This window comes from Gordonia sp. QH-12, from assembly GCF_001578675.1.
GTDB lineage: Bacteria > Actinomycetota > Actinomycetes > Mycobacteriales > Mycobacteriaceae > Gordonia > Gordonia sihwensis.
Window position 1 is genome coordinate 43,382 of the sequence record NZ_KQ969287.1, and the last position, 23,405, is coordinate 66,786.

22 protein-coding genes and 2 tRNA genes are annotated in these 23,405 nt (G+C 67.5%); 5 read left to right on the top strand and 19 right to left on the bottom strand.

Annotated elements, in window-relative coordinates:
* The first annotated feature begins 30 nt into the window (after positions 1–30).
* Complete coding sequence (locus Y710_RS07060) at positions 31–750, top strand: IclR family transcriptional regulator (RefSeq protein WP_039867175.1); 720 nt, start codon at positions 31–33, stop codon at positions 748–750.
* 43 nt (positions 751–793) lie between these two features.
* Entirely contained in the window at positions 794–1,288 is a 495-nt protein-coding gene (locus Y710_RS07065; protein ID WP_062366951.1) for a pyridoxamine 5'-phosphate oxidase family protein, read from the top strand.
* 143 nt (positions 1,289–1,431) lie between these two features.
* Here Y710_RS07065 and Y710_RS07070 read toward each other — a convergent pair whose 3' ends face one another.
* The 11 genes from Y710_RS07070 to Y710_RS07120 form a co-directional block, all read right to left on the bottom strand.
* Positions 1,432–1,887 carry a hypothetical protein gene (locus tag Y710_RS07070; RefSeq protein WP_062366953.1) on the bottom strand — a complete coding sequence of 152 codons (456 nt, stop codon included), beginning with the start codon at positions 1,885–1,887 and terminating at the stop codon, positions 1,432–1,434.
* Between the two features lie 401 nt (positions 1,888–2,288).
* Positions 2,289–3,041 carry a MerR family transcriptional regulator gene (locus tag Y710_RS07075; protein ID WP_006895949.1) on the bottom strand — a complete coding sequence of 251 codons (753 nt, stop codon included), beginning with the start codon at positions 3,039–3,041 and terminating at the stop codon, positions 2,289–2,291.
* 9 nt (positions 3,042–3,050) lie between these two features.
* Positions 3,051–4,619 carry a flavin-containing monooxygenase gene (locus Y710_RS07080; RefSeq protein ID WP_062366955.1) on the bottom strand — a complete coding sequence of 523 codons (1,569 nt, stop codon included), beginning with the start codon at positions 4,617–4,619 and terminating at the stop codon, positions 3,051–3,053.
* A 12-nt stretch (positions 4,620–4,631) separates the two neighbouring features.
* Positions 4,632–5,555 (bottom strand): reductase, encoded by a 924-nt coding sequence (locus Y710_RS07085; protein ID WP_045539425.1) that lies wholly within the window; start codon positions 5,553–5,555, stop codon positions 4,632–4,634.
* A 36-nt stretch (positions 5,556–5,591) separates the two neighbouring features.
* Complete coding sequence (locus tag Y710_RS07090) at positions 5,592–6,449, bottom strand: SDR family NAD(P)-dependent oxidoreductase (RefSeq protein ID WP_197462918.1); 858 nt, start codon at positions 6,447–6,449, stop codon at positions 5,592–5,594.
* Positions 6,450–6,667: 218 nt separating this feature from the next.
* Positions 6,668–6,740: transfer RNA gene (locus Y710_RS07095), tRNA-Glu, on the bottom strand.
* A 54-nt stretch (positions 6,741–6,794) separates the two neighbouring features.
* Positions 6,795–6,866: transfer RNA gene (locus tag Y710_RS07100), tRNA-Gln, on the bottom strand.
* A 139-nt stretch (positions 6,867–7,005) separates the two neighbouring features.
* Complete coding sequence (gene gltX / locus Y710_RS07105) at positions 7,006–8,505, bottom strand: glutamate--tRNA ligase (protein ID WP_062366957.1); 1,500 nt, start codon at positions 8,503–8,505, stop codon at positions 7,006–7,008.
* Positions 8,506–8,519: 14 nt separating this feature from the next.
* Entirely contained in the window at positions 8,520–10,352 is a 1,833-nt protein-coding gene (locus tag Y710_RS07110; protein WP_062366959.1) for a glycosyltransferase, read from the bottom strand.
* A 33-nt stretch (positions 10,353–10,385) separates the two neighbouring features.
* Positions 10,386–11,219 carry an alpha/beta fold hydrolase gene (locus Y710_RS07115; RefSeq protein WP_045539419.1) on the bottom strand — a complete coding sequence of 278 codons (834 nt, stop codon included), beginning with the start codon at positions 11,217–11,219 and terminating at the stop codon, positions 10,386–10,388.
* Positions 11,216–11,986 (bottom strand): fumarylacetoacetate hydrolase family protein, encoded by a 771-nt coding sequence (locus Y710_RS07120; RefSeq protein ID WP_062366961.1) that lies wholly within the window; start codon positions 11,984–11,986, stop codon positions 11,216–11,218. Before Y710_RS07120 ends, Y710_RS07115 begins: the two co-directional genes overlap by 4 nt.
* A 111-nt stretch (positions 11,987–12,097) precedes the next feature.
* Between Y710_RS07120 and Y710_RS07125 the strand changes: the two genes are divergently transcribed.
* Complete coding sequence (locus tag Y710_RS07125; RefSeq protein WP_231875696.1) at positions 12,098–13,312, top strand: MFS transporter; 1,215 nt, start codon at positions 12,098–12,100, stop codon at positions 13,310–13,312.
* Here the strand turns inward: Y710_RS07125 and Y710_RS07130 are convergent.
* The 3 genes from Y710_RS07130 to serA all read right to left on the bottom strand — a co-directional run bounded on the left by Y710_RS07130 (position 13,290) and on the right by serA (position 16,962).
* Positions 13,290–14,237: a hypothetical protein gene (locus Y710_RS07130; RefSeq protein ID WP_062366963.1), complete on the bottom strand. Its 948-nt coding sequence runs from the start codon at positions 14,235–14,237 to the stop codon at positions 13,290–13,292. The two genes, Y710_RS07125 and Y710_RS07130, sit on opposite strands and share 23 nt — an antisense overlap.
* 104 nt (positions 14,238–14,341) lie before the next feature.
* Positions 14,342–15,352 carry a 3-isopropylmalate dehydrogenase gene (locus Y710_RS07135; RefSeq protein ID WP_062367034.1) on the bottom strand — a complete coding sequence of 337 codons (1,011 nt, stop codon included), beginning with the start codon at positions 15,350–15,352 and terminating at the stop codon, positions 14,342–14,344.
* Positions 15,353–15,366: 14 nt separating this feature from the next.
* Positions 15,367–16,962, bottom strand: a complete 1,596-nt coding sequence (gene serA / locus Y710_RS07140) for a phosphoglycerate dehydrogenase (protein ID WP_062367032.1) — start codon at positions 16,960–16,962, stop codon at positions 15,367–15,369.
* A gap of 277 nt (positions 16,963–17,239) precedes the next feature.
* On the opposite strand from serA, the gene Y710_RS07145 reads away from it, so the two are divergent.
* A complete protein-coding gene (locus tag Y710_RS07145) occupies positions 17,240–17,905 on the top strand; it encodes a trypsin-like serine protease (protein WP_006895938.1) in 666 nt (221 codons plus the stop codon).
* Between the two features lie 82 nt (positions 17,906–17,987).
* Here the strand turns inward: Y710_RS07145 and Y710_RS07150 are convergent, their stop codons facing one another.
* The 5 genes from Y710_RS07150 to Y710_RS07170 all read right to left on the bottom strand — a co-directional run bounded on the left by Y710_RS07150 (position 17,988) and on the right by Y710_RS07170 (position 22,687).
* Positions 17,988–18,437 (bottom strand): SRPBCC family protein, encoded by a 450-nt coding sequence (locus Y710_RS07150; RefSeq protein WP_062366965.1) that lies wholly within the window; start codon positions 18,435–18,437, stop codon positions 17,988–17,990.
* 123 nt (positions 18,438–18,560) lie between these two features.
* On the bottom strand, positions 18,561–19,001 hold the full coding sequence (locus Y710_RS07155; protein ID WP_045538708.1) for an SRPBCC family protein: 441 nt from the start codon (positions 18,999–19,001) through the stop codon (positions 18,561–18,563).
* Between the two features lie 149 nt (positions 19,002–19,150).
* Positions 19,151–20,152, bottom strand: a complete 1,002-nt coding sequence (gene ilvC / locus Y710_RS07160; RefSeq protein WP_174302284.1) for a ketol-acid reductoisomerase — start codon at positions 20,150–20,152, stop codon at positions 19,151–19,153.
* A gap of 130 nt (positions 20,153–20,282) precedes the next feature.
* Positions 20,283–20,783, bottom strand: a complete 501-nt coding sequence (gene ilvN / locus Y710_RS07165; protein ID WP_006895934.1) for an acetolactate synthase small subunit — start codon at positions 20,781–20,783, stop codon at positions 20,283–20,285.
* A complete protein-coding gene (locus tag Y710_RS07170; protein WP_081598085.1) occupies positions 20,780–22,687 on the bottom strand; it encodes an acetolactate synthase large subunit in 1,908 nt (635 codons plus the stop codon). The genes ilvN and Y710_RS07170 overlap by 4 nt, the downstream gene beginning before the upstream one ends.
* Before the next feature lie 308 nt (positions 22,688–22,995).
* Here Y710_RS07170 and Y710_RS07175 point away from each other — a divergent pair, with 308 nt between their 5' ends.
* On the top strand, positions 22,996–23,403 hold the full coding sequence (locus Y710_RS07175) for a PH domain-containing protein (protein ID WP_006895932.1): 408 nt from the start codon (positions 22,996–22,998) through the stop codon (positions 23,401–23,403).
* The last annotated feature ends 2 nt before the right edge of the window (positions 23,404–23,405 follow it).

Genomic DNA, 23,405 nt, shown 5'->3' on the forward strand with positions numbered 1-23,405 from the left:
TCTCAGTATTTGGACGGTTAATATCGTCCTATGGGAAAGGATAGCGGAATCGGCGTGCTGGACAAATCCGTGATGATTCTGCACACGGTGTCGGAGCAGCCGTGCAACTTGGGCGAGCTGTGCGACGCGACCGGGCTGCCCCGGGCCACCGCCCACCGGCTGGCCGTCGGGCTCGAAGTGCACCAGTTGGTCGCGCGCGACGACAGCGGCCGGTGGATTCCCGGTCCCACTCTCGGCAGGCTCGCCGCGACCGCCCGCGACACCGTCCGCGAAGCCGCCCTGATGGTGCTCCCCCGCCTGCAGGAGTCCACCGGCGAGTCGGTGCAGCTCTATCGCCGCGAGGGCGCCGATCGCGTCTGCATCGCGGCCGTGGAGCCGCCGACCGGTCTGCGCGACACCGTTCCGGAGGGCACGCGGCTGCCGATGTCCGCGGGCTCGGCGGCCAAGGTGCTCGCCGCCTGGTCCGATCCCGACACTCTCCGCAGTCTCCTCGCCGACGCCGTCTACTCCGAGCGGACGCTCGCCGAGATCCGCAGGCGAGGATGGGCGCAGAGCGTCGCCGAACGCGCTGCGGGCGTGGCGAGCATCTCCGCACCCGTGCGGGACGCCTCCGGCGCCGTCGTGGCCGCGGTGTCGGTGTCCGGACCCGTCGACCGGATGGGCCGCCGTCCCGGCGACCGGCTGGCCACCGACCTGGTGGCGGCCGCCGACGCCATCAGCGCGAAACTCAAGACACCGGCACAGATCTGAGTCGACCGCGGCAGCCCGACGGGCGAGACGATAACGTCGGATCATGGGAATCAACCAACGCGCGGCGATCGTCATGAGCGACGACGAGATCGAGGAATTCATCAACCGCCACCGGGTCGCCACTCTCGGAACGCACGGCGAGGACGCGATCCACCTCACCGCCATGTGGTACGGCGTGATCGACGGCGAGATCTGGTTCGAGACCAAGGCGAAGTCGCAGAAGGTGGTCAATCTCCGCCGCGACCCGCACGCGACGGTCCTGATCGAGGACGGCGACACCTACGACACTCTGCGCGGCGTCAGCATCGAAGGCACCGTCGAGGTCTACGACGACGTCGAGAGCTGCCTCAAGGTCGGCATCAGCGTGTGGGAGCGGTACACCGGGCCGTACAGCGACGATCTCCAGCCCGCCGTCGAAGCGATGATGAACAAGAGGGTCGCGGTGCGCCTGGTGCCGTCAAGGATCCGCTCGTGGGATCACCGGAAGCTGAACCTCCCGTCGATGCCCGTGGCGGGGTCGACGGCTCAGTGGCTCTGACGTGGCAAGCCACGAGGGCGGACCGGCTCACCGGGACTGACGGCTACTCGGCTGTGCCGTACGGCTCGATGAAGTATGCGGTCGCCGCCAGCGCCGTGACGCTTCCGCCCATCGTCGTGTCGTAGGTCGTCGATCCGTCCACCTCAACCCAGAGTTTCACGAGGGTCGTCTTTCACGGTGTCACTGAACAACCCGGGAGTCCCCTCAGTGATCATCGTGTTGATGTCGTAGTCATAACTTTCGACCTGTTCCCCATCGGTATCCACCCGGATCGCCGACGCACCGGTGCCTGAATCGGCCTGAGTCACCCGGCCGTACACGATGTACATTTCGCCGAGATGGCGGTAACCGTTCTTCGCCACCAATTGCCAGTCACGCGAGGTGGTCGTTCGGTAGTTGGTCTTGTCCCGGACCTTTGAGGAGTGTGCGGCCTCAGAACTGGCTGCCGCAGCGGCGGCGGCCGCATCCACGGTCGTCGAGGTGTCAGTGGCATAGGAATAGGTATCGCCGGCGGTCGTCGACGCCGACTGCGTGGGAGTCGACCGTGTACCGAAGCCCACGGCGGCGATCACCCCGACAACCGCGACGACCGCAGCCACGACGGCGGCGATCCACCACCCACGTCTGCTACGCCGGCCCGTCGTCGCCACCGACCCCGGGGGACCCACCGGCTGTTGACCGGTCGGCTGATCGAAGACGAACCGGGCATCGTCGGTCCACGCTGCACCGTCCCACCTTCGAAGCAGTTGAGGATCCTCCGGGTCCGGGTACCAACCTGCAGGTGGCGCCGGGGCGGCGGCGTCTGATCCATGACACGACCTCCGATACGATCAGAACACTGACACGTACGAGACGAAACTCACTTTTGCCGCGTTTCAGCGTAGTGCCGCGAGAGATGAGGCGAGCCTCGTCCTCGCGGGCAGCATCTGTTCGTATGACACACCCGCACGACGCGGTCGCCTGCAGGCAGTCTGTGACCCGGTTCGCCGAATGGATCTGTTCAGTGGCTCGACGACTGAGACTCGCGTTCCCCGGCCGCGTGCTGATGGACTCTGAGTTCGTGGTCGAGCGCTCCGTCGAGGCACCGGTCGAGGGTGGCGTGTGCATTCTGCGTACCGACCGCACGCATCGTCCCCAGCAGTGAGGCCGCCCAGGACGCCTCGTCCTGGTCGGCAGGCACCCATCCCGGGCCGCGCCTGCGGTCCACCTCTTCCCGTGCGGAGACCATCAGGATCTCGGCGGCCTCGGCGACCTTCTCGGCGAACCGACGGTGCACGTCGGCCAGCACCGTCAGTCGCATTCCCTGTTCGACGAGCCGCGCGAGATTGCGGAGGCTCCGAGGATCGCCGGTCTCATACGCCGCGCCGTCGGCGGTCTCCTCCAGCAGGCCCGCGCCGAGCAACGCCTGCACGTCTGCGTCGTCGACGGTTCCGAACAGACGCTCGAGCGCCGGGCGGTCGAACACGGTCCGTTCCGTACTCGCCCACGGCTCGTCGAGGATCTCGGTCAGTTCCAGAGCCTCGCCGACGAGTGCCCGCGGATTCGTCAGGAAGGTCGCGATGTGCTTGAGCGTGAACCCGTTGCGCAGCAGTTTGTCGATCGCGCGGAGTCTGCTCAGGTGCTTCTCCGTGTAGATCGCCACCCTGCCTCGACGCACCGGACGCGGCAGGAGGCCGTGCTCTTGATAGCCGCGGATGTTGCGGGTGGTGACCCCGGATATGCGAGCGAGGTCGTCGATCCGGTACTCGGTCATGCGCAGATGTTATCCGGCACCCACGGGTCGCCTCCGACCCCGCAGACCGGGATCGACCGCACGGGCGGCATCGGAGCCTCCGCCGCGGCCGCCCGCCATCTCGGCATCGGCGCCCCGCCCCGACGCGTGCACCAGGATTCGGTAGTCGCGTAGATCCACCCTGCGGAGCTGACGGACGTACTGGGTCGCGAATCCCGGATACATCGTCGCGTTGAAGCCGTCATCGGTGAGATACCAGCTCCGACAACCGGAGTTCCACGTGGTGGCGCCCAGCCGCCGCTGAATGTCGTCGTTGTAGGCCCGCTGGACGTCGGCCCGGACGTCGAGTGCCTTCCAGTCGGCCGCCAGCAGTCGCCCGATGGCGTCGGTGATGTATTCGATCTGGGCCTCCATGTACACCAACGCGGAGTTGTGGCCCGGGCCGGAGTTGGGTCCGAACGTGAAGAACAGATTGGGGTACCCCGACACCGCGACGCTGCGGTACGCGTACGCACCGCCTCGCCATTCGTCGGCGAGGACCCGTCCGTCCAGACCCGTCACCGGTATCGGCGTGCCCGCCTTCGCCACGTCGAACCCGGTCGCGAAGACGATGCAGTCGGCCTGGTGCTCGATACCCTCGACCGTCCGGATCCCCTGGGGTGCGATCCGGGCGATCGGCCAGGTGACCAGCTTGCAATTGTCCTGCTGAAGCGCCGAATAGTAGTCGGTGGTCATCAACAGCCGCTTGCAGCCGGCTGCGAAGTCCGGGGTGAGTTGGCGCCGGAGCCACGGGTCGGACACCTGCGACCGCAGGTACAGCTTGCTCGCCGCTTCCACCGCGCGGGTGAGCGGAGTGTTCCAGACCACGCCGAGCGCGATGGATTCGTGTCCCCAGAACCATGCCGAACGGACCAGCTTCTGGGCTCCGGGAATCGATCGGTATGCGGTCTTGGTCAGCCTGCCGGTCTTGACGTCGACGCGCGGCAGAACCCAGCCGGGGGTCCGCTGGAAGACCTTCACCGAAGCCGCCTGTTTCACCAACTCGGGCACGATCTGGACGGCGCTGGCCCCGGTACCCACCACCGCCACCCGTTTGCCGGTGAAGTCGTAGTCGTGGTCCCATCGGGCACTGTGGATCCGATGACCTTCGTAGTCGTCTATTCCGCGGATGTCCGGGAACGAGGGATTGGCGAGCGGGCCGGACGCCAGGATCACCGACCGCGCCCGAACAGGTGCGAGGTGCTCGAAGGAGATCGTCCATTCACCCGAGGCCGCATCGTAGTCCAGGCCGCAGACGGTGTGCTCGAACCGGATGTGTTCGCGCACTCGGGCGGCGTCGGCCATCTCTTCGATGTAATCGAGGATCTCGCGGCTGCCGGAATAGGTGTGCGACCACTCCGGATTGGGAGCGAAGCTGTACGAGTACAGCTGGGACGGAATATCGCACGCGGCACCGGGATAGGTGTTGTCGCGCCACGTCCCGCCGATCGCGGTGTCCCGTTCGAACACGACGAATTCGTCGATGCCCTTGTCTTTGAGTCTGATCGCGGCGCCGATACCGGCGAATCCGGCTCCGATGACGGCCACTGAGAGTGTCATGGTGGTCTCCCGTCAGGCCGTGGGCTCGTAGGTCAACTCCCGCGACCACGTCGGTGTTCGCCTCACCAGCGACACGGGAATCCAGTTCGTCACCGTCACCAGCGAATCGGCGACCGCGTGATAGGCGACGTTGTCACGATTGGTCACCAGAGCGCCGTGTGTGGCGACGAAACGGAACATCGGCAGTCTGCGGGTGTACTCGCTGCGCCGCCCGACCGAGCGGTAGCGCTTCATCGCGCTGTAGAGACGTTGCTCGTCGACGCCCATCGCGACGATGTTGTCGCGCATCTTGTTCAGCAGCGGAAGGTATGTCAGCAGTCCGATGAGCAGAGAGGGCTGCGCCCATCCGCCGACGAAGTCGATCGTGCGCCGACGCAGACTGGCGTGGCCCAACATGTCCATCACCTCGAAATCCACTGCCAGGTGGCGTGATTCGTCGGAGTTGATCCGCTTGAACACCTCCTGCGCCACCGGGTCCTTCACCTCGTCGGTGATGAACTTGATGAGCGCACCGTCGAGCGCCACCTCCAGCATCGGAATCACCGTGCCCAGGAACGACAGCGACAGTCCGTCGGAGTAACGATCGAGCCAGTTGATCACCAGCTGAACGTTCACGTTGGGCGACGGGATCTCATCGTCGTCGAGCATCCCCCAGCGCCGCATCAGCGCCAGCTCGGCGTTCGCGTGCTTCTGTTCCTCCGCGTGGAAGTGCTCGTAGATGCTCTTGAGGGTGGCGTCGGGAGCCTTCTTCGCCATCGCCGCGAATCCGCGCGCACCGACGTTCTCGATCCACATCAGATCGGAGATGAACGGCTTGAGCTTCGCATGCAGTTCCGGCTCGATCAGTTCGGCGCCCGGTGCGTCCCAGTCGATGTCGGCGAGCGCCCACTGCCGGTCTTTGATCTTCTGGAGCATGCTGTCGAAGTCCATGGCCATGGCCGGTCCTTTCGTTGGATGCGATGAGACTGTCGGTCAGGCGGCCGGCAGGAAGCGGCCCAGCACGCCGAGACCGCGGGCGTACGGGACGGGGAGAAAACGCTTGAGACGCCAGATCACGTTGGCGTCGAGTTGCGGGAGCACGTACAGCCGTCCGAGATCGTGGGCGTCCAGGGTCATGGCGGCGACGGACTGCGGCGAGGTTCCGGTCAGTTCCATCAGCCGGCCGGCCAGATTCTGTCCGGCCTCGGTGATCCGGCCGTCCCGCGCGACATTGGTCTTGACGAACGTCGGGCAGAGCACCGTGACTCCGACGCCCGACCCCGCGAGCTCGGCTGCGAGGGTCTCCGACAGCGACATGACGCCGGCTTTGGAGACGTTGTACGGCCCCATCGACGGTGCCGCGGCGAACCCCGCCGCGGACGCGACGTTGATGATTCCGCCGCGGCCGGCCGCGCGGAGCACGGGGGCGAAGAGTTCGCATCCGTGGATCACGCCCCAGAGATTGATTCCCAGCGCCCAGTCCCAGTCGTCGAGGCCCACCTGCCCCACCGGTTCGCCGCCGATTCCGACTCCGGCGTTGTTGACGACGAGTGTCGGCGCCCCGGAGAAGACATCGCAGACGACGGTCACCAGCGCCTCGACATCGGCCCGATCGGCCACATCGCATCGGACCGCGGGGGCGCTGCGGCCGGTCTCGGCGGCGATGAGCGCGACGGTCTCGGCGGCGCGCTCGGCGTCGATGTCGGCACAGACCACATCACCGCCCCGGCGGGCGAGTTCGAGTGCGAAGGCCCTCCCGATCCCGCTGCCCGCACCGGTGACGACCGCGTCGGCACCGACTGAGCGCGGGTCGCGGACCAGACGATGAAGAAGCCGGTCGACGCCGTACATCAGTGCGCCCCCGTCGCGCTGTCGAGGCTCCCGGAGCGCCGACCAGTGATTCCAGACACCGGATCCGGACCTGAGTGATTCGCGCAACTTCCCATCTCTGAACAACATCACTCACTGCGCCAGTTGTCAATGGCACAGTGAAGGATGGTGTATCGAGGACGCCGAAAGAGAAGAACCCCGGTCATGAATTCCACTTCATGACCGGGGGTCTTCTTCTGTAGCCCCGACGGGATTCGAACCCGCGCTACCGCCTTGAGAGGGCGGCGTCCTAGGCCGCTAGACGACGGGGCCCTAGATCAACTCTGTTGAATTGTGAGGCACACAGAATAACATCCGTGTACTTCGCTGGGGTACCAGGACTCGAACCTAGAATGGCTGAACCAGAATCAGCTGTGTTGCCAATTACACCATACCCCAAGGGTTTGAACCGGAATCCGTTGGGCTTGGCGCTGCCGTTCCGCTTTCCGGGCCGGGAAGAACAATACCAACACCACCCACCCTAAACACAAATCGGCTGGTCAGGGGCCCGTTCAGGGCGCCCGACCAGCCGAGGTGATCAGAGCGAAGCCGACAGTTCGCGCGCCTGGCGGAGTCGAGCCAGCGACTTCTCTCGCCCCAGCAACTCCATCGATTCGTACAGCGGCGGGCTCACCGCGGCACCGGTGACACCGACGCGCACGGGCCCGAAGGCCTTGCGCGGCTTGAGCTCCAGACCGTCGACGAGAGCCTCCTTGAGAGCCGACTCGAGGGCCGCGGTCTCCCAGAGATCTACCGCCTCGCACGCCGCGATCGCCGCGTCGAGCACGCCGGTGGCCTCCCCGCCGAGGTTCTTCTTCACAGATTTCTCGTCGTAGGTGAAGTCGTCGTCGGACACGAACAGGAATTTGATGAGATCCCACGCGTCGCCGAGCACTTGAATGCGCGTCTGGACGAGGTCGGCGATCACCGCCCACCGGCCGGCGTCGACCGGCCCGGACAACCGGCCCCCGTCGATCAGGAACTTCTGCAGTCGGTCGGCGAAGTCGGCGGAGTCGAGCCGGCGGATGTGCTCGGCATTGATGGAGTCGGCCTTCTTCTGGTCGAAGCGAGCGGGATTCGAATTCACGTTGCGGACGTCGAATGCCTCGACCATCTCGTCGAGCGTGAAGATGTCGTGGTCGGCGGAGATTCCCCACCCCAGCAGGGCCAGGTAGTTGAGCAGACCCTCGGGGATGAATCCCCGATCACGGTGGTGGAACAGACTCGACTCGGGGTCGCGCTTGGAGAGCTTCTTGTTGCCCTCACCCATGACGAAGGGCAGGTGGCCGAACTCGGGAACGCGGTCGGCCACGCCGAGCCTCATCAGTGCGCGGTACAGCGCGATCTGCCGGGGCGTCGACGGAAGGAGGTCTTCGCCGCGCAGGACGTGCGTGATCTTCATCATCGCGTCGTCCACCGGGTTCACCAGTGTGTACAGCGGATCGCCGATCTCGTCGTCCCCGCGGGCGGCGCGAGTGAGCGCGAAGTCGGGCACCGTCCCCGCCTTGATCGTGGTGGTGCCGCGAACCAGGTCGTCCCACGTCAGGTCCTCGTCGGGCATCCGCAGCCGGATCACCGGCTTGCGGCCCTGCGCACGGAACTCCGCGCGCTGCGCGTCGGTGAGATCACGGTCGAAGTTGTCGTAGCCGAGCTTGGGGTCGCGTCCGGCCGCCTTGTGCCGCGCCTCCACCTCCTCGTTGGTGGAGTAGGCCTCGTACGCCTCCCCCGCCTCGAGCAGCCGGACGACCACATCGCGGTGAATCTGCTTACGCTCCGACTGCCGGTACGGTCCGTAGGGGCCGCCGACCTCGGGTCCCTCGTCCCACTCCAATCCGAGCCAGCGCAGGGCGTCGAGGATGGCGTCGTACGACTCCTGGCTGTCACGCGCCGCGTCGGTGTCCTCGATCCGGAAGACGAAGGTGCCGCCGACGTGACGCGCCTGAGCGAAGTTGAACAGCGCGGTCCGGGCGAGTCCGACGTGCGGAGTTCCGGTTGGGGAGGGACAGAAGCGGACGCGGACGTTCTCGGCACTGGTCATGGCCGTAATGGTAGTCAGTCCGTTGCGAACAGTCGTTCCCAGTTCTCCCTGCTCGTGAGCTGCGGCACTGCTTCGCGCCAGGCGCGCTGGAGTTCCGGGGCCTGCCGCCGCAGTCGCCAGCACAGCGTGGCGAGCTCCCTGCCCTGCGCCACACTGGTCGCGCGATCGTATGTGCGAACCCGCACGCCGGTCTGCGAGGCGTCGGTGACCACCGCTGAGGTGAACCGTCCGACGTGCCACCAGGCTCCGTCGTCGGCGCCTATCGCCACCCGCCCGGGCGCCCGCCGACCGAGCAACTGCTGCGCGGCGCGCTTCACCAGCACCCGCCGTTCCCACTTCTTCGCGGGCGCCGGCGGCCGCGGGATCACCGGCAGGTCCGCGATCTCAGACGCGGGCCGCAGCCTGGTGTCGTCGTACTCGCTACGCAGCGCGTTGATCTCGGCGAGCTTGGCTCGGCCGCCGTCGGCGAGCACGTACGGCCCGGCGAGAAAGTCACGGACCGCCCGCAGTTCGATCGCCGCCTGCCCGTACTTGAGGCCGACGATCAACTCGCCGATGTGCTCCGCGACGGTCGCGGAGATCGTCTTGCCGTCGAACCGCGAATGGATGGCCGCCGAGATCAGTACATTGCGCTGACCGAAGTACGACGACCAGTCGTCGACGTCTTTGAGATGGAAGTCGGCGTGCCAGACGCCGGCGTTGGGCAGCGTGACCGTGGGAAAGCCCGCTCGACGGCACCGTACGCCGTACTCGATGTCGTCCCACTTGATGAAGTACGGCATCGGCAGACCCACCGCGTCGATCGCCTCCCGCGGGATCAGGCACGACCACCAGGCGTTGTACCCGGCGATCACACGCACGTCCTGCCGGAACTCGAGCGCGTCGACACCGCGGCGGGCGTTGGGCGGCGGGTCGGCACACGTCAGGTGATCGAGATCGTCGGTCTCCGCCGTCATGTGGATGCGCGTCGTCTCCGACAGCAGCAGCATCTGCGCACCGACCAGCATCGGTTCCCGCGCGAATCGCGCGAACGAGGTCATCCGCAGGATCGACTCCGACTCGCAGAGGATGTCGTCGTCCATCACCAGCACGTCGGTCAGCGGTCGGCCGGCCGCGGTCGCCTCGTAGATTCCCCGCGAGAAACCGCCGCTGCCACCGAGATTGGCCTGGTTGACATAGTCGAGCCGGCTGCCGAGGTCGGCCCTCAGATCGTCGAGGCCCGCGGCGTCGGCGACCCGGCGTGTGCCCTGGTCGACGAGGTGAACCGTCTCGACGCGCTCGGCGAGATCGGCGTCACGAGCGACGGCGCCGACCGTGGCGACAGCGTCGTCGGGACGGTTGAACGTGCAGATCACCACACTGACCCGGCGGTCGCGGACCGGCTCGACCGCCGTAGTCCACCGGGCGTTCCACACGCGCGCTCGGCCACCGACGACCGCGAGGTCGAACCACGCGGCACCGCCGTCGAGGTAGCGATCGATCTGCACCTCCACCACGGCGCGGCCCGCACCGGTGAGACCGACCACGGTCAGCGGCCGTATCCGCCCGCTGATGTCGGAGGCACGGGTGGCGACGGTGAGTTCGGCGCCGTCGTCGCATGAGTAATCGAACTCGACGGCGACCGTCCCGACGTCGGTGTACCGCTGCCAGTACGCGGCGGCGAACCGACCGAAGTAGGTGTCGGTGCTCAGCCGAGAACCGTCGGACAGGACCGCACAGTCACGCTCCACCCGGACCGGTGTTCCGCCTGCATCGGCGTACAGGGCGGGGGCGACGCGAGCGGTTTCACTCGCGAAGAAGGTCCGCTGGAGAAGGTGGCCGGTCCCACCCGGCTGACTGTGGGGCATGAGCGACTCCCTGTGCACGCACCGATCCCGCCATCATCTGTGGCGGCTGAGGAACTCGAGGATAAGCGAATTCACCTCGTCGGGCTGCTCGATGTATCCGTAGTGACCGGCTCGCGCCACCTCACGGTACTCGGCGTCCGGAATCGCCTCGGATACCTCTTTGGCCAGGTAGGCCGGAAGCGTCCGGTCGTCGGCGAACCCCACGACGAGGCACGGCGCCGCGATGTCGCGGTACGCGGAAAGGCGGTTCTGCTCGCGGTCGTGCAACGCGAGCTGGGCGCGGACGCCGGGCGCGCGCGTCTGGCCGCTGAAGCCGATGATGTCGAGCCAGTCGCGCGCCGAGCGGTCGTCGGCGAGCGTGTGCGGCGAGAGATTCATATGTGCCGTGAGCGCGGCGTGGTACGAATCGGGCAGTGTGATGTTCTTGTCGAACAGTTCCCGCTCCCCCGCCGAGAAGGCCTCGAGCATCGGGGTCGGACGCCCGTAGGTGGCGAGCATCACCGCCGCAGTCACCAGATCCGGCCGGGCGAGCGCCAGTTCCTGGGCGATCCGAGCGCCCAGCGACGTCCCGACCACCCGCGCGGGACCGCCCAGATGCTCGATCAGGGCGGCGGTGTCGGCGACCATGTCGGCGAGCGAGAAGCCCTCGGCACATTCGCTGGAGGGCGCGATACCCCGGTTGTCGAAGGTGACGACGCGGTAGCCCGCCTTGAGGAGTGCCGGCTGCTGGTGCGCATGCCACACGCGTCCGGGACTCCCAGTACCCATCACCATGACCACCAGAGGCCCCGACCCGGCATCGGTGTACGACACATTGATCCCGTTGACGCGCACTGTCTGAGGCCGTGCCGGCGCGGGCCGGGTCACTTGTCGACCACCGGGTTGCTCAGCGTCCCGATACCCTCCACGGAGACCGAGACGCGCTGACCGGCGGTCATCGGCCCGATCCCCTCCGGGGTGCCCGTGAGTATGACGTCGCCCGGCAGCAGCGTCATCACACGCGACACCCATTCGACGATCTCTCCGACACTGTGCAGCATGAGCGAGGTCCGGCTCGACTGCTTCACCTCACCGTCGAGCTCGGTCTTGATCTGGACGTCGGAGGGGTCGAAGTCGGTGACGATCCACGGCCCCAGCGGACAGAAGGTGTCGTAGCCCTTGCCCCTCGTCCACTGGCCGTCGTGCTGCTGCTGGTCGCGGGCGGTCACATCGTTCGCCACCGTGTAACCGAGGATCACCTCGCCCGCCTTGGCCGCCGGGACGTCTTTGCACGGGCGCCCGATCACGATCGCGAGTTCGCCCTCGTAATCGACGCGCTCGGACGACGGCGGGCGGACGATGGGCGCCTCCGGACCGATGATCGAGGTGTTCGGCTTCATGAAGATGACCGGATCCGCCGGCGCCTCGCCGCCCATCTCGGCTGCGTGCGCGGCGTAGTTCTTGCCGATGGCGATGATCTTGGTCGCGAGGATCGGCGCGAGGATGCGCGTCTGCGACAACTGCCATGAGCGCCCCGTGAACGTGGGCGTTCCGAAGGGATGTTCAGCGATCTCCCGGGCCGTCTCCTGCCCGGGCTCACCTTCGACGGCGACGAAAGCGACACCGTCAGGACTGGCTACACGACCCAATTTCATAGCCCCAAGGCTAACGCACGAGTCGGACAGTTCTAGAATGTGAAACGGATATATCACTATGTGAGACGCTACGCAAAGGCGCAGCGTCTCACCCGATCAACCGGGAGGCCGATGATGCCGGGACGCCCCGAATCCATCTCCGATGTCAGAGCGTGGACGATGCTCGCCTGCTCGCTCCTGGCGGCGATGACTACGACGTGCGCCACATCCGGAGTGGCCTATGTGATTCCAGAACTGCATCGGTCGCAGGGAATGTCGCTCTCGTCGGCGGCCACGCTCGCGGCGATCCCGACGATCGGCCTGACCCTCACGATCATCGTCTGGGGTGCGGCGCTGGACCGCTTCGGCGAGCGCCGAGTCCTGACGGTCTCCCTGCTGATCACTCTGGCCGGAACGATCGGCGCACTGGCCGCCGCGGCGGCGGGCGCGGGCTTCACCGCGCTGGCCGCGGCCCTGCTGGTGGGCGGGCTGGGCGCGGCGAACGGTGCGAGTGGACGGATCGTGGTCGGATGGTTCCCGGCCTCCTCGCGCGGCACCGCGATGGGCATCCGGCAGATGGCGCAGCCACTGGGCATCGCCGTCTGCGCGCTCACCATGCCGGTGCTCGCCGCACGGGCCGGACTGACGGCGGCCTTCGCGGTGCCGGTCGCCGTCACCGCGCTCGGGCTGATCGCCGTGGTCTTCGGGATCATCGATCCGCCGATCGGACGCGGCGCCGGTTCGGCCTCGTCGGCGAATCCGTATCGCGGGGCGACATTTCTGCAGCGGATCCACGCGGTGAGCGTCCTGCTGGTGATCCCGCAGTCGATGCTGTGGACCTTCGTTCCGGCATGGTTGATCGTCGGGCACGGGTGGTCGCCCCTGAGCGCCGGTGTCCTGGTCACCGCCACGCAGGTGGTCGGCGCGCTGGGACGCATCGCAGCCGGCCGGATATCCGACGTCTGGGGATCGAGGATGCGACCGATCCGGGTGATCGCCGTGGCCGCGGGAGCCGGAACCGCGCTGCTGGCGCTGACCGACTGGATCGGTTCTCCGCTGGCCGCAGCGGTGATGGTGGTCGCGACGGTGAGTTCGGTGGCCGACAACGGACTGGCGTTCACGGCGATCGCCGAGTTCGCCGGGCCGTCGTGGAGCGGCCGCGCCCTCGGGGTGCAGAACACCGCCCAGTACGTCACGACCGCGGCGAGCACGCCCGTGCTCGGCGCGCTGATCGAGGCAGCGGGCTACTCGGCCGCCTTCGCCGTCGCGGCGATCGCACCCGTCATCGCGATCCCCCTCGTGCCCCGCGACCGCACTCCCCGGATCAGCGAGACACCAGTGCGTTGAGGACGCCCGCGGCGTCGGCGGCGCCGTCGACCACGACCACCTCGCGACGGTCGTCACCGACCACCAGCAGCGCCTGACCTGACCGCAGCACGAACCCCTTGGCGCCGCGCAGATTCCGCCGACCCGAGACCCGGTAACCCCAGCCGCCGAAGTCACGGAGCGCGTTGACCTCCACGACCTCGGCGCGCCGGATCTCCGAGAGCGGCATGGCGATCACCGGCCAGCCGATCCGACTCGCCGCCCTGAAGCCGTCCTCGGACACGCTCACCTGTATCGAACCGGTCAATGCCAGCCCGACGGCGGCGACCAGCACCGCCACACCGAGCAGATACCAGTTCGCCATCACCACGCCCAGCCCGCACAGCACGGCGACGGCCGCTCCGACGGTCACCAGGCCACCCGCGCCCACGGACGCCGTTCCCGTCCAGCTGCGCTGCCCGTCGTGCGCGACCGGCACCTCGCCCACGGGGGCCGTGCGACCGTATCCGACCGGCCGGACCGGCGTGGCGTAGGCGACGGCGACCGCGAGAACCAAGGCACCGACGCCGCAGACCGCCGTCAGCCAGACCGGTGCCGTCGCCGACGATGCGTCGTCGAGCCCTCGCTGGCGGCCGGTGATCCAGATCGTCACCGCGATCACGAAGGTCGCGGTTCCGGTTCCGATGCCGGTCACGATCCGCGAGGTGACCGGCTCCTTCACCACGAAGGCGCCGACCCCTGCGATCACGGCGCCGACCACGGCGGTCGCCGCCGTGAGCACGATCAACTCGGTGATCGACGAGAATCCGTCGGCGCCGTCGGCGCCGAAGTGCGAGGCCACCCGATCCGGCAGATCCGAGGACCAGATCGCGAGCAGTGCGCACCCGACGACACCCACCAGCAGCACAACCAGCGGTCCGATCGTCCGCCGGGCAGATTCACTCATACTCGTCACGGTAGCCGAGCGATCGCCGGAACCCGGTACCTGGCCCGCGAGAGAGGAACGGCCCCGACGCGCAAGCGCCGAGGCCGTTCGCAGACGGATCGTCGTCAGACGCCGGCGAGGATGCGGTCGCCGACCTCCGAGGTGGAACCGCGGGAGGATCCGCGGGTCGCCACATCGGCCGCGACGGCCTTCTCCACGCGTGCCGCGCCCTCATCGTCGCCCAGGTGGCGGAGCAGCAGTGCCACGGACAGAATGGCCGCGGTGGGGTCCGCGATGTTCTGTCCGGCGATGTCGGGCGCGCTGCCGTGCACCGGCTCGAACATCGACGGGTTGGCGCGAGTGGCGTCGATGTTGCCCGACGCCGCCAGGCCGATGCCGCCGGACACCGCCGCCGCCAGGTCGGTGATGATGTCGCCGAAGAGGTTGTCGGTGACGATCACGTCGAAGCGACCCGGGTCGGTGACCATGTAGATGGTCGCCGCGTCGACGTGAATGTAGTCCGTCGCGACCTCGGGGAACTCCTTGCCGATCTCCTCGACCGCACGGGTCCACATGCCGCCGGCGAAGGTGAGCACGTTGTTCTTGTGCACCAGCGTCAGCTTCTTGCGCCGGGACTGCGCGCGAGCGAAGGCGTCGCGGATCACGCGCTCGATGCCGAACCGGGTGTTGACACTCACCTCGGTCGCCACCTCCTGCGGTGTGCCTACCCGGATCGCGCCGCCGTTGCCCGTGTACGGCCCCTCGGTGCCTTCGCGGACCACGACGAAATCGATCTTCGGATCGCCTGCGAGCGGCGAGGCGACGCCCTCGTAGAGCACCGACGGCCGCAGGTTGACGTGATGATCGAGAATGAACCGCATCTTCAGTAGGAAGCCGCGTTCCAGCGTGCCCGACGGGACCGACGGGTCACCGATGGCGCCCAGCAGGATCGCATCGTGCTCACGCAGCGAGGCGATGTCCTCGTCGGTGAGCAGTTCACCGGTCGCGTGGTAGCGGCGCGCACCGAAGTCGTATTCGGTGGTCGCGACGTCGGGGTGCAGCTTGCGCAGCACGCGAAGCGCCTGGTCGACCACCTCGGGTCCGATCCCGTCACCGGGGATGACAGCGAGTTTCATCGGCTTGCCCTGGCTCACGACAGGTCCACCTGCTTGATGAGGGTGGCCGAGACGGCGTCGCCGACCGCCGCGACCAGCGCGTCGTCGAGTTCGCGGTCGAGCCGCAGGATCATGGTCGCGCCGTTGCCCTCCACGTCCTGGGCCAGGGCGGCGGCGATGATGTCGACACCGGCGTCACCGAGCACGGTGCCGATCTTACCGAGCGAACCGGGCTGGTCGGCGTAGCTCACGAGCAGGTTGCGGCCCTCGGCACGGAGGTCGAAGTTGCGGCCGTTGATGTTCACGATCTTCTGAACCTGCTGCGGTCCGGTCAGCGTTCCGGCGACGTTGACGATGCTGCCGTCGGCGAAGACCGCGCGCACGTCCACCTGGCTGCGGTGGTTGGGGCTCTCGGTCTCGGTGACGACGTCGTGGCTCACGCCGCGCTCACCGGCGACTGCCGGGGCGTTCACGAAGGTGACCGGCTCGTCGACGACGGCCGAGAACAGTCCGCGCAGGGCCGAGACGCCGAGCACGTCGACCGGGCTGGCGGCGAGTTCGCCGCGCACCTCGACGGTCAGGTTGGTCGGCATGCCGCCCGCGACGACGCCGGCCAGGACGCCGAGCTTGCGCGACAGCTCCAGCCACGGCGCCACCTCGTCGTCGACCGGACCGCCCGTGATGTTCACCGCGTCCGGCACGAAGTGTCCGGCCAGCGCCAGCTTCACACTGGCGGCGACGTCGGTGCCCGCGCGGTCCTGGGCCTCGGCGGTGGAGGCGCCGAGATGCGGCGTCACGACGACCTGGTCGAGGTCGAACAGCGGGGAGTCGGTGCAGGGCTCGGAGTCGAAGACGTCCAGGCCCGCGCCGCGGACCCTGCCTGCCTTGATGGCGTCGGCCAGGGCCTGCTCGTCGATCAGCCCGCCGCGAGCGGCATTGACGATGATGACGCCGTCCTTGACCTTGGCGAGCTGCTCGGCGCCGATGAGGCCGGCGGTCTCCTTTGTCTTGGGCAGGTGGATGGTGATGAAGTCGGCGCGTTCGAGGAGTTCGTCGAGGCCGACCAGCTCGATGCCCAGCTGTGCCGCACGGGCCGCCGAGGCGTAGGGGTCGTACGCGATGATCTTGGCCTCGAAGGCGGCCAGTCGCTGGGCCACCAGCTGACCGATGCGGCCGAGCCCGATGACGCCGACGGTCTTGTCGAAGACCTCCACGCCGGAGAACGACGAGCGCTTCCAGGTGTGTTCCTTGAGCGTGGCGTCGGCGGCCGGGACCTGACGAGCAGTCGACATCAGCAGGGCGATCGCATGCTCGGCCGCCGAATGGATGTTGGACGTGGGAGCGTTGACGACCATGACGCCGCGCTCAGTGGCCGACGGCACGTCGACGTTGTCCAGGCCGACGCCTGCGCGAGCGATGATCTTCAGATTCTTACCCGCATCGAGGACTTCGGCGTCCACGGTGGTCGCCGAACGCACCAGAATGGCGTCGGCGTCGACCACTGCTTCGAGCAGCTTCGGGCGATCGGGGCCGTCTACCCAGCGCACCTCGACGTCGGAGCCGAGGGCTTCCACCGTCGAGGGGGCGAGCTTGTCAGCGATGAGGACAACTGGACGGCCGCTTTCGGTCACTGCATTCTCCAGGTTTCTTCCGGTGAAGAGTGCCAGGTCCGGCACCCAAGACTTGCCCCGCCATCGTAATTCCCCGGCGCCGCGCGGGCACATCCGCCCCGATGCGAATGTGGTGCCCGACACCTGGGCGCGTGTACATTGCTGACGTCGTCTCATTTCCGTCACAACTGCAGCGGTATCTGAGGCGGGCATTGGGCGTTGCCCCGGAGGGCACTTAAGGTAGGCACGTCGCCCGTGAAGACATACGCGGCCTCGACAAGTACTGAGCGGAGATGCAATGAAGAAGTTGACGGTGCTGCTCGCGGTTCTCGCCGCCGGCCTGTTGTCACTGGTCGGAGTCGGTACCGCCGATGCCGCACCCAAGGTTCCGCTCGGCGGCGGGTCCGGGATCCTCGTCCTCAAGGGAGGGAACAGCGCGGCGGCGTGCACGGTGACCACCGTGGGCCGTCCGACCACCGGGCCGCGAAAGGGACAGCTCATCGCCGTCACCGCCGGCCACTGCGGCAAGCCCGGTCAGCGAGTGATCTCGGAGAGCTTCCAGAGCCGCGGCCAGATCGGCACGGTCGTCTACTCGGCGTCGGACATCGACGTCGCGGTGATCGCGCTCAACTCGAACGTCGCTCCGACGCGCACCGTGCGCGGTGTCACGATCCGCAAGGTCAACACCACCCCGGTCCAGTTCCCGACCATCCTGTGCAAGGAAGGTCGCACCACCGGCAACACCTGCGGCGTCACCTGGTTCTCCGACGGCACCTCGCACTTCAGCCAGATGTGCGTCATCGAAGGCGATTCGGGCAGCCCCGTGGTGGTCGGGGATCAGCTGGTCGGCATGGTCAACGCCTACTACTTCCTGTCGTGCCTGGGACCGGAGACCGGGACCAACGCCAAGACGATCCTGAACCGGCTCAACAAGATCGGCTACAACAACTTCAAGCCGGTGTAGCCCGAAGCCGCCGACGAAACGACGCCGGGCCCCGAGACCTTCCGTCTCGGGGCCCGGCGTCTGTCTGTGCCGGTACGCGCGCTCAGGCGGCGTCGCTGCTCTCCACCGCGGCCCGGAGCGCCGCCTCGGTCTGCCTCACCGCCTGGCCGACGACGGGCTCGATGATCGCACCGAGCGCCCTGCCCGCCAGGCCGCCCGGCAGGTCGTAGTCGAAGTTCACATCCACCAGGGTCTGCCCGTCGGCGCCGTCGGCGAACCGCCAGCCGGTCCGCACGTCGAAGCCGGCGATGGAGGTGAGGACGACGCACTCGTTCTCCACCCACTCGGTGACCCGAAGGGTGGATGTGAGGTTCTTCGGTCCGATCTTCATGCAGGCCTCGTACGTGGCGCCGAGCCCGGACGTGTGGTCGGTGACGGGTGTGAACCGGGTGACTCCGAACATCCAGCTCGGAACGTTTCGGTAATCGTCGACGTACGCGAACACCCGGTCGCGCGACGCCTCGGTGGTCACGGTCTGGCGAACTCCCGGCATTGGTGACTCCTGGGGATCGATCGGTTGCGGTCGATCGGGCATTGCGGTGTGCCCGATGTTGTTCACACCACAATGCCATGCGCCGATGGCAAGGTTGATCCGACCCCCGGGATCGCCGGCCGGTCAGTCCTCGACGGCCGCCCTGATCTTCGCCTCCGTATGCTTCACGCCCTGTTCGGCGAAGGGGCCGATGAGTCCGCCGAGCACCTTGCCCGCGAGCCCGCCGGGCAGCGTGTACCCGAACACGACCCGGAGGACGGTGGTACCCGGCTCGTCACCGTCGGCGAACGTCCACGCGGTGTCGGCGCCGAAGCCCTTCACCGACTCGAGCCTGATCAGTTGTCCGTCGATCCATTCGGTACAGCGCACCGTCGACGTCAGTTCCTTCGGGCCGATCCGGATGGCCGTCTCGAACTCGGAGTCCTGGCCGTGTGTCAACTCGGTGGTCGGCGTGAACCGACCGACCCCGAACATGTACTCGGGCACGTTCCGGTAGTCGTCCACGTACGCGAACACCGCCTCGCGTGGGGCCCCGATGACTGCCTCATGCCGGACTTCGCCCATCTGTTCTCCCCTTCTCGTCGCCGCGCGCGGTCGCCGCAGCACTGCGCAGCATGGTAGCGAGCGCGTCCCGCCGGCGAACGCGGACGACCCCGCACCCGGGATCGGGTGCGGGGTCGTCGAAGAGGTGCGCCGGCGGTGGCCGCTGAGACTCAGGCGGTCTCGGTGATGGGGCGGTCGACCCAGCTCATCAGGTCGCGCAGCTTCTGGCCGGTGACCTCGATCGGGTGCTCGGCGTTCTGCTTGCGCAGCGCCTCGAGTTCCTTGTTGCCGCCCTCGACGTTGGCGACGAGACGCTTGACGAAGGTGCCGTCCTGAATGTCCTTCAGGATGGCGCGCATGCGCTCCTTGGTGTCGGCGTCGATGACGCGCGGGCCCGACAGGTAGCCGCCGAACTCAGCGGTGTCCGAGACCGAGTAGTTCATGCGGGCGATGCCGCCCTCGTACATGAGGTCGACGATCAGCTTGAGCTCGTGCAGGACCTCGAAGTAGGCCATCTCCGGTGCGTAGCCGGCCTCCACCATGACCTCGAAACCGGTCTTGACCAGTTCCTCGGTGCCGCCGCAGAGCACGGCCTGCTCACCGAAGAGGTCGGTCTCGGTCTCTTCCTTGAAGGTGGTCTTGATGACGCCGGCGCGGGTACCGCCGATGCCCTTGGCGTAGCTCAGCGCCAGCGCCTGGGCCTCGCCCTTCGGGTCCTGATCGACGGCGATGAGCGCCGGGACGCCCTTGCCGTCGACGAACTGACGGCGGACCAGGTGGCCCGGTCCCTTCGGCGCGACCATCGCGACGGTCACGTTGGCCGGCGGCTTGATCAGGTCGAAGTGGATGTTGAGGCCGTGCCCGAAGAACAGCGCGTCGCCGTCGTTCAGGTTCGGTGCGATGTCATCGGTGAAGATCTGCGCCTGGCTGGTGTCCGGAGCCAGCAGCATGATGACGTCGGCCCAGGCGGCGGCCTCCGCCGCGGTCATGACCTTCAGCCCCTGCTCGGCCGCCTTCTCGCGGGACTTGGAGCCCTCGCGCAGACCGATGGCGACCTCGACACCCGAGTCGCGCAGCGACAGCGAGTGTGCGTGGCCCTGGCTGCCGTAACCGATCACGGCCACCTTGCGGCCCTGGATGATCGACAGGTCGGCGTCATCGTCGTAGAACATCTCGACTGCCACAGTGGAATCCCTTCAATACGAAATATTTGTGTTGTGTGTCGTGACCATTCAACCCGTCGGTGTGACGGTGGCCGCGACCGGGGTCTGACGCTTCACTCGGCGAACCGAGCTCGAGATGTCAGCGGTTGGCGGACATGCTCTTGGGGCCGCGGCCGAGCGTGACACCGCCCGACTGCGCGATCTCCCGGATGCCGTACGGGTCCAGCATCCGCAGGAGTGCCTCGAGCTTGTCCGAGGTTCCGGTGGCCTCGACGGTCACCGACTCCGGTGAGACGTCGACGACCTTGGCGCGGAACAGATTCACCACGTCGATCACTTCGCTCCGGTTGGACGCGTCGGCGCGGACCTTGATCAGCATCAGTTCGCGGGAGACCGAGTTCGCCGGCTCCTGCTCCACGATCTTGATCACGTTGACGAGCTTGTTGAGCTGCTTGGTGACCTGCTCCAGCGGGAAGTCCTCCACCGAGACCATGATGGTCATCCGCGAGATGCCCTTCAGCTCGGTGGGACCGACGGCGAGGGACTCGATGTTGAATCCGCGCCGGGAGAACAGGCCCGAGACGCGGGCGAGCACGCCCGGACGGTCTTCGACCAGAACGCTCAGAGTATGGGTGCTCACTGCTGGTTCCCTTCGCTCGTGGCCTGCTCACGAATCATGGCGTCGTGGATCTCCGCCGGGTCGGCGGCCGACTCCTCGTCGTCGAACAGCGGCCGGATGTCGCGCGCGGCCATGATCTCGTCGTTGCCGGTGCCCGCGGCGACCATCGGCCACACCTGGGCGTCCTTGCCGACGATGAAGTCGATGACCACCGGGCGGTCGTTGATCTCCTGGGCCTTCGCGATCGTCGGTGCGACGTCCTCTTCGCGCTCCACGCGGAAAGCGACACAGCCCAGCGCCTCGGCGAGCTTGAGGAAGTCCGGGATCATCCGCGAGTGCGTCGCCAGATCGGTGTTCGAGTACCGCTCGTCGTAGAACAGCGTCTGCCACTGACGGACCATGCCGAGATTGCCGTTGTTGATCAGTGCGACTTTGATCGGGAAGCCCTCGATGGCGCAGGTGGCCAGCTCCTGATTGGTCATCTGAAAACATCCGTCGCCGTCGACCGCCCAGACCTCCTTGTCCGGAGCCGCGGCCTTGGCGCCCATCGCCGCCGGAACCGAGTAGCCCATCGTTCCCAGGCCGCCCGAGTTGAGCCAGGTGCGCGGCTTCTCGTACTTGACGAACTGCGCGGCCCACATCTGGTGCTGGCCGACGCCCGCGACGTACACGGCGTCGGGGCCGGCGGCCTTGCCGAGCTGCTCGATGACGTACTCCGGCGACAACGAGCCGTCGGACTGCTTGTCGTAGCTCAGCGGGTAGGTGTTGCGGATGTCCCGCAGGTACTCCCACCAGTCGACCATGTCCGGCTTGGCCCCGCCCGCGGCGAGGTCGGCGCGGATGGCCTCGATCAAGTCGGCGATGACGGCCTTGGCGTCACCGACGATCGGGACGTCGACCTCCCGGTTCTTGCCGATCTCCGCCGGATCGACGTCGGCGTGGATCACCTTGGCCTCCGGAGCGAAGGACGAGAGCTGTCCGGTGACCCGGTCGTCGAAGCGGGCGCCGAGGGTGATCAGCAGATCGCTGCGCTGCAGGGCGGCGACGGCGCCGACCGCGCCGTGCATGCCGGGCATGCCCATGTGCAGATCGTGGCTGTCGGGGAACGCGCCGCGCGCCATCAGCGTCGTGACGACGGGGATGCCGGTGAGTTCGGCGAGTTCACGCAGTTCCTCGGAGGCCTCGGCCTTGATGACGCCGCCGCCGACGTACAGCACGGGACGCTTCGACTGCGCGATCATCCGCGCGGCCTCACGGATCTGCTTGCCGTGCGGCTTGGTGACCGGACGGTAGCCGGGCAGTTCGAACTGCGGCGGCCACGAGAACGTGGTCTGCGCCTGCAGGATGTCCTTCGGGATGTCGACGAGCACCGCGCCGGGCCGGCCCGACTCCGCGATGTAGAAGGCCTCGGCGATGATCCGGGGGATCTCCGCCGCGCTGCTGACCAGGAAGTTGTGCTTGGTGATCGGCATCGTGATTCCGGAGATGTCGGCTTCCTGGAAGCCGTCGGTGCCGATGAGCGAGCGCCCGACCTGGCCGGTGATCGCGACCACCGGGACCGAGTCCATCTGGGCGTCGGCCAACGGCGTCACCAGGTTGGTGGCGCCCGGGCCGGACGTCGCCATCATGACGCCGGCACGGCCGGCGACCTGTGCGTAGCCGGTGGCCGCGTGTCCGGCGCCCTGCTCGTGACGGACGAGCACGTGCCGGACCCGCTGCGAGTCGAGCAGGGGGTCGTAGACCGGGAGCACGGCGCCGCCGGGAATGCCGAACACGACCTCCACGCCGAGCTCTTCGAGCGACCGGACCACGGACTGCGCGCCCGTGACCCGTTCGGGTGCGACGACGGCGCCCGGTGAGCGCATGCCCTCGGTGGACGGCGACTGCGGTCGGGTCGACGACCCGCGTGCTGTTGGAGTACTCACTGCACGATCCTCATCCTCTTGTGTTCTGCTCTTCCACGCGATTCCCGATCAGGCCGGAGGGACTTCTCGTCCGGCTCCCGACAAGAAAAAACCCCCGCCAGCGAGGCTGTGCGAGGGGCGCGTCGTAATTGGTATCTGAAGGTCTACGAAGTGACCGATCAGGCGTCGACGCGCCGACCGATTACTACGAGAAGCTTCTGATTCATCACGTGGACAAAGTAGGCCAGTTCCGGGTCTCGCGTCAAATCATTCCCTCTCGCCCGAAGCTGTGACCTGCGCCCGGCGCGGTGCGTGAGACAATGGGGAATATGAGTGAGTCGTCCAAGGTCTTCTCCATCTCGCGCATCGCTTACTTCGCGGTGCCGGTCGCGTTTCTGCTCGTCATCATGCTGATGGGGATCTCGGTCGCCGGCTTCGCCTGGACTGTCATCGTGCCGATCGCGCTGGCGTGGTGGATTCACCGGCTCCGCACCATCGTCGACGAGCAGGGCGTCACCGCCGTCGGCACCTTCGGCACCAGCCGCCTCCCGTGGCACGACGTCGACGGCATCCGGTTCCCGCGCTGGGGCGCGGTGCGCCTGGTGGCCCGAGACGGATCGAGCGTGCGTCTGCCCGCGGTCGGCTTCTCCGATCTGCCCGCGCTGTCGAACGCCAGCGGCGGCCGCATCCCCGATCCGTTCGCCGCCGAGCGGGACGCCCGACTGTCCGCTCGCTGACC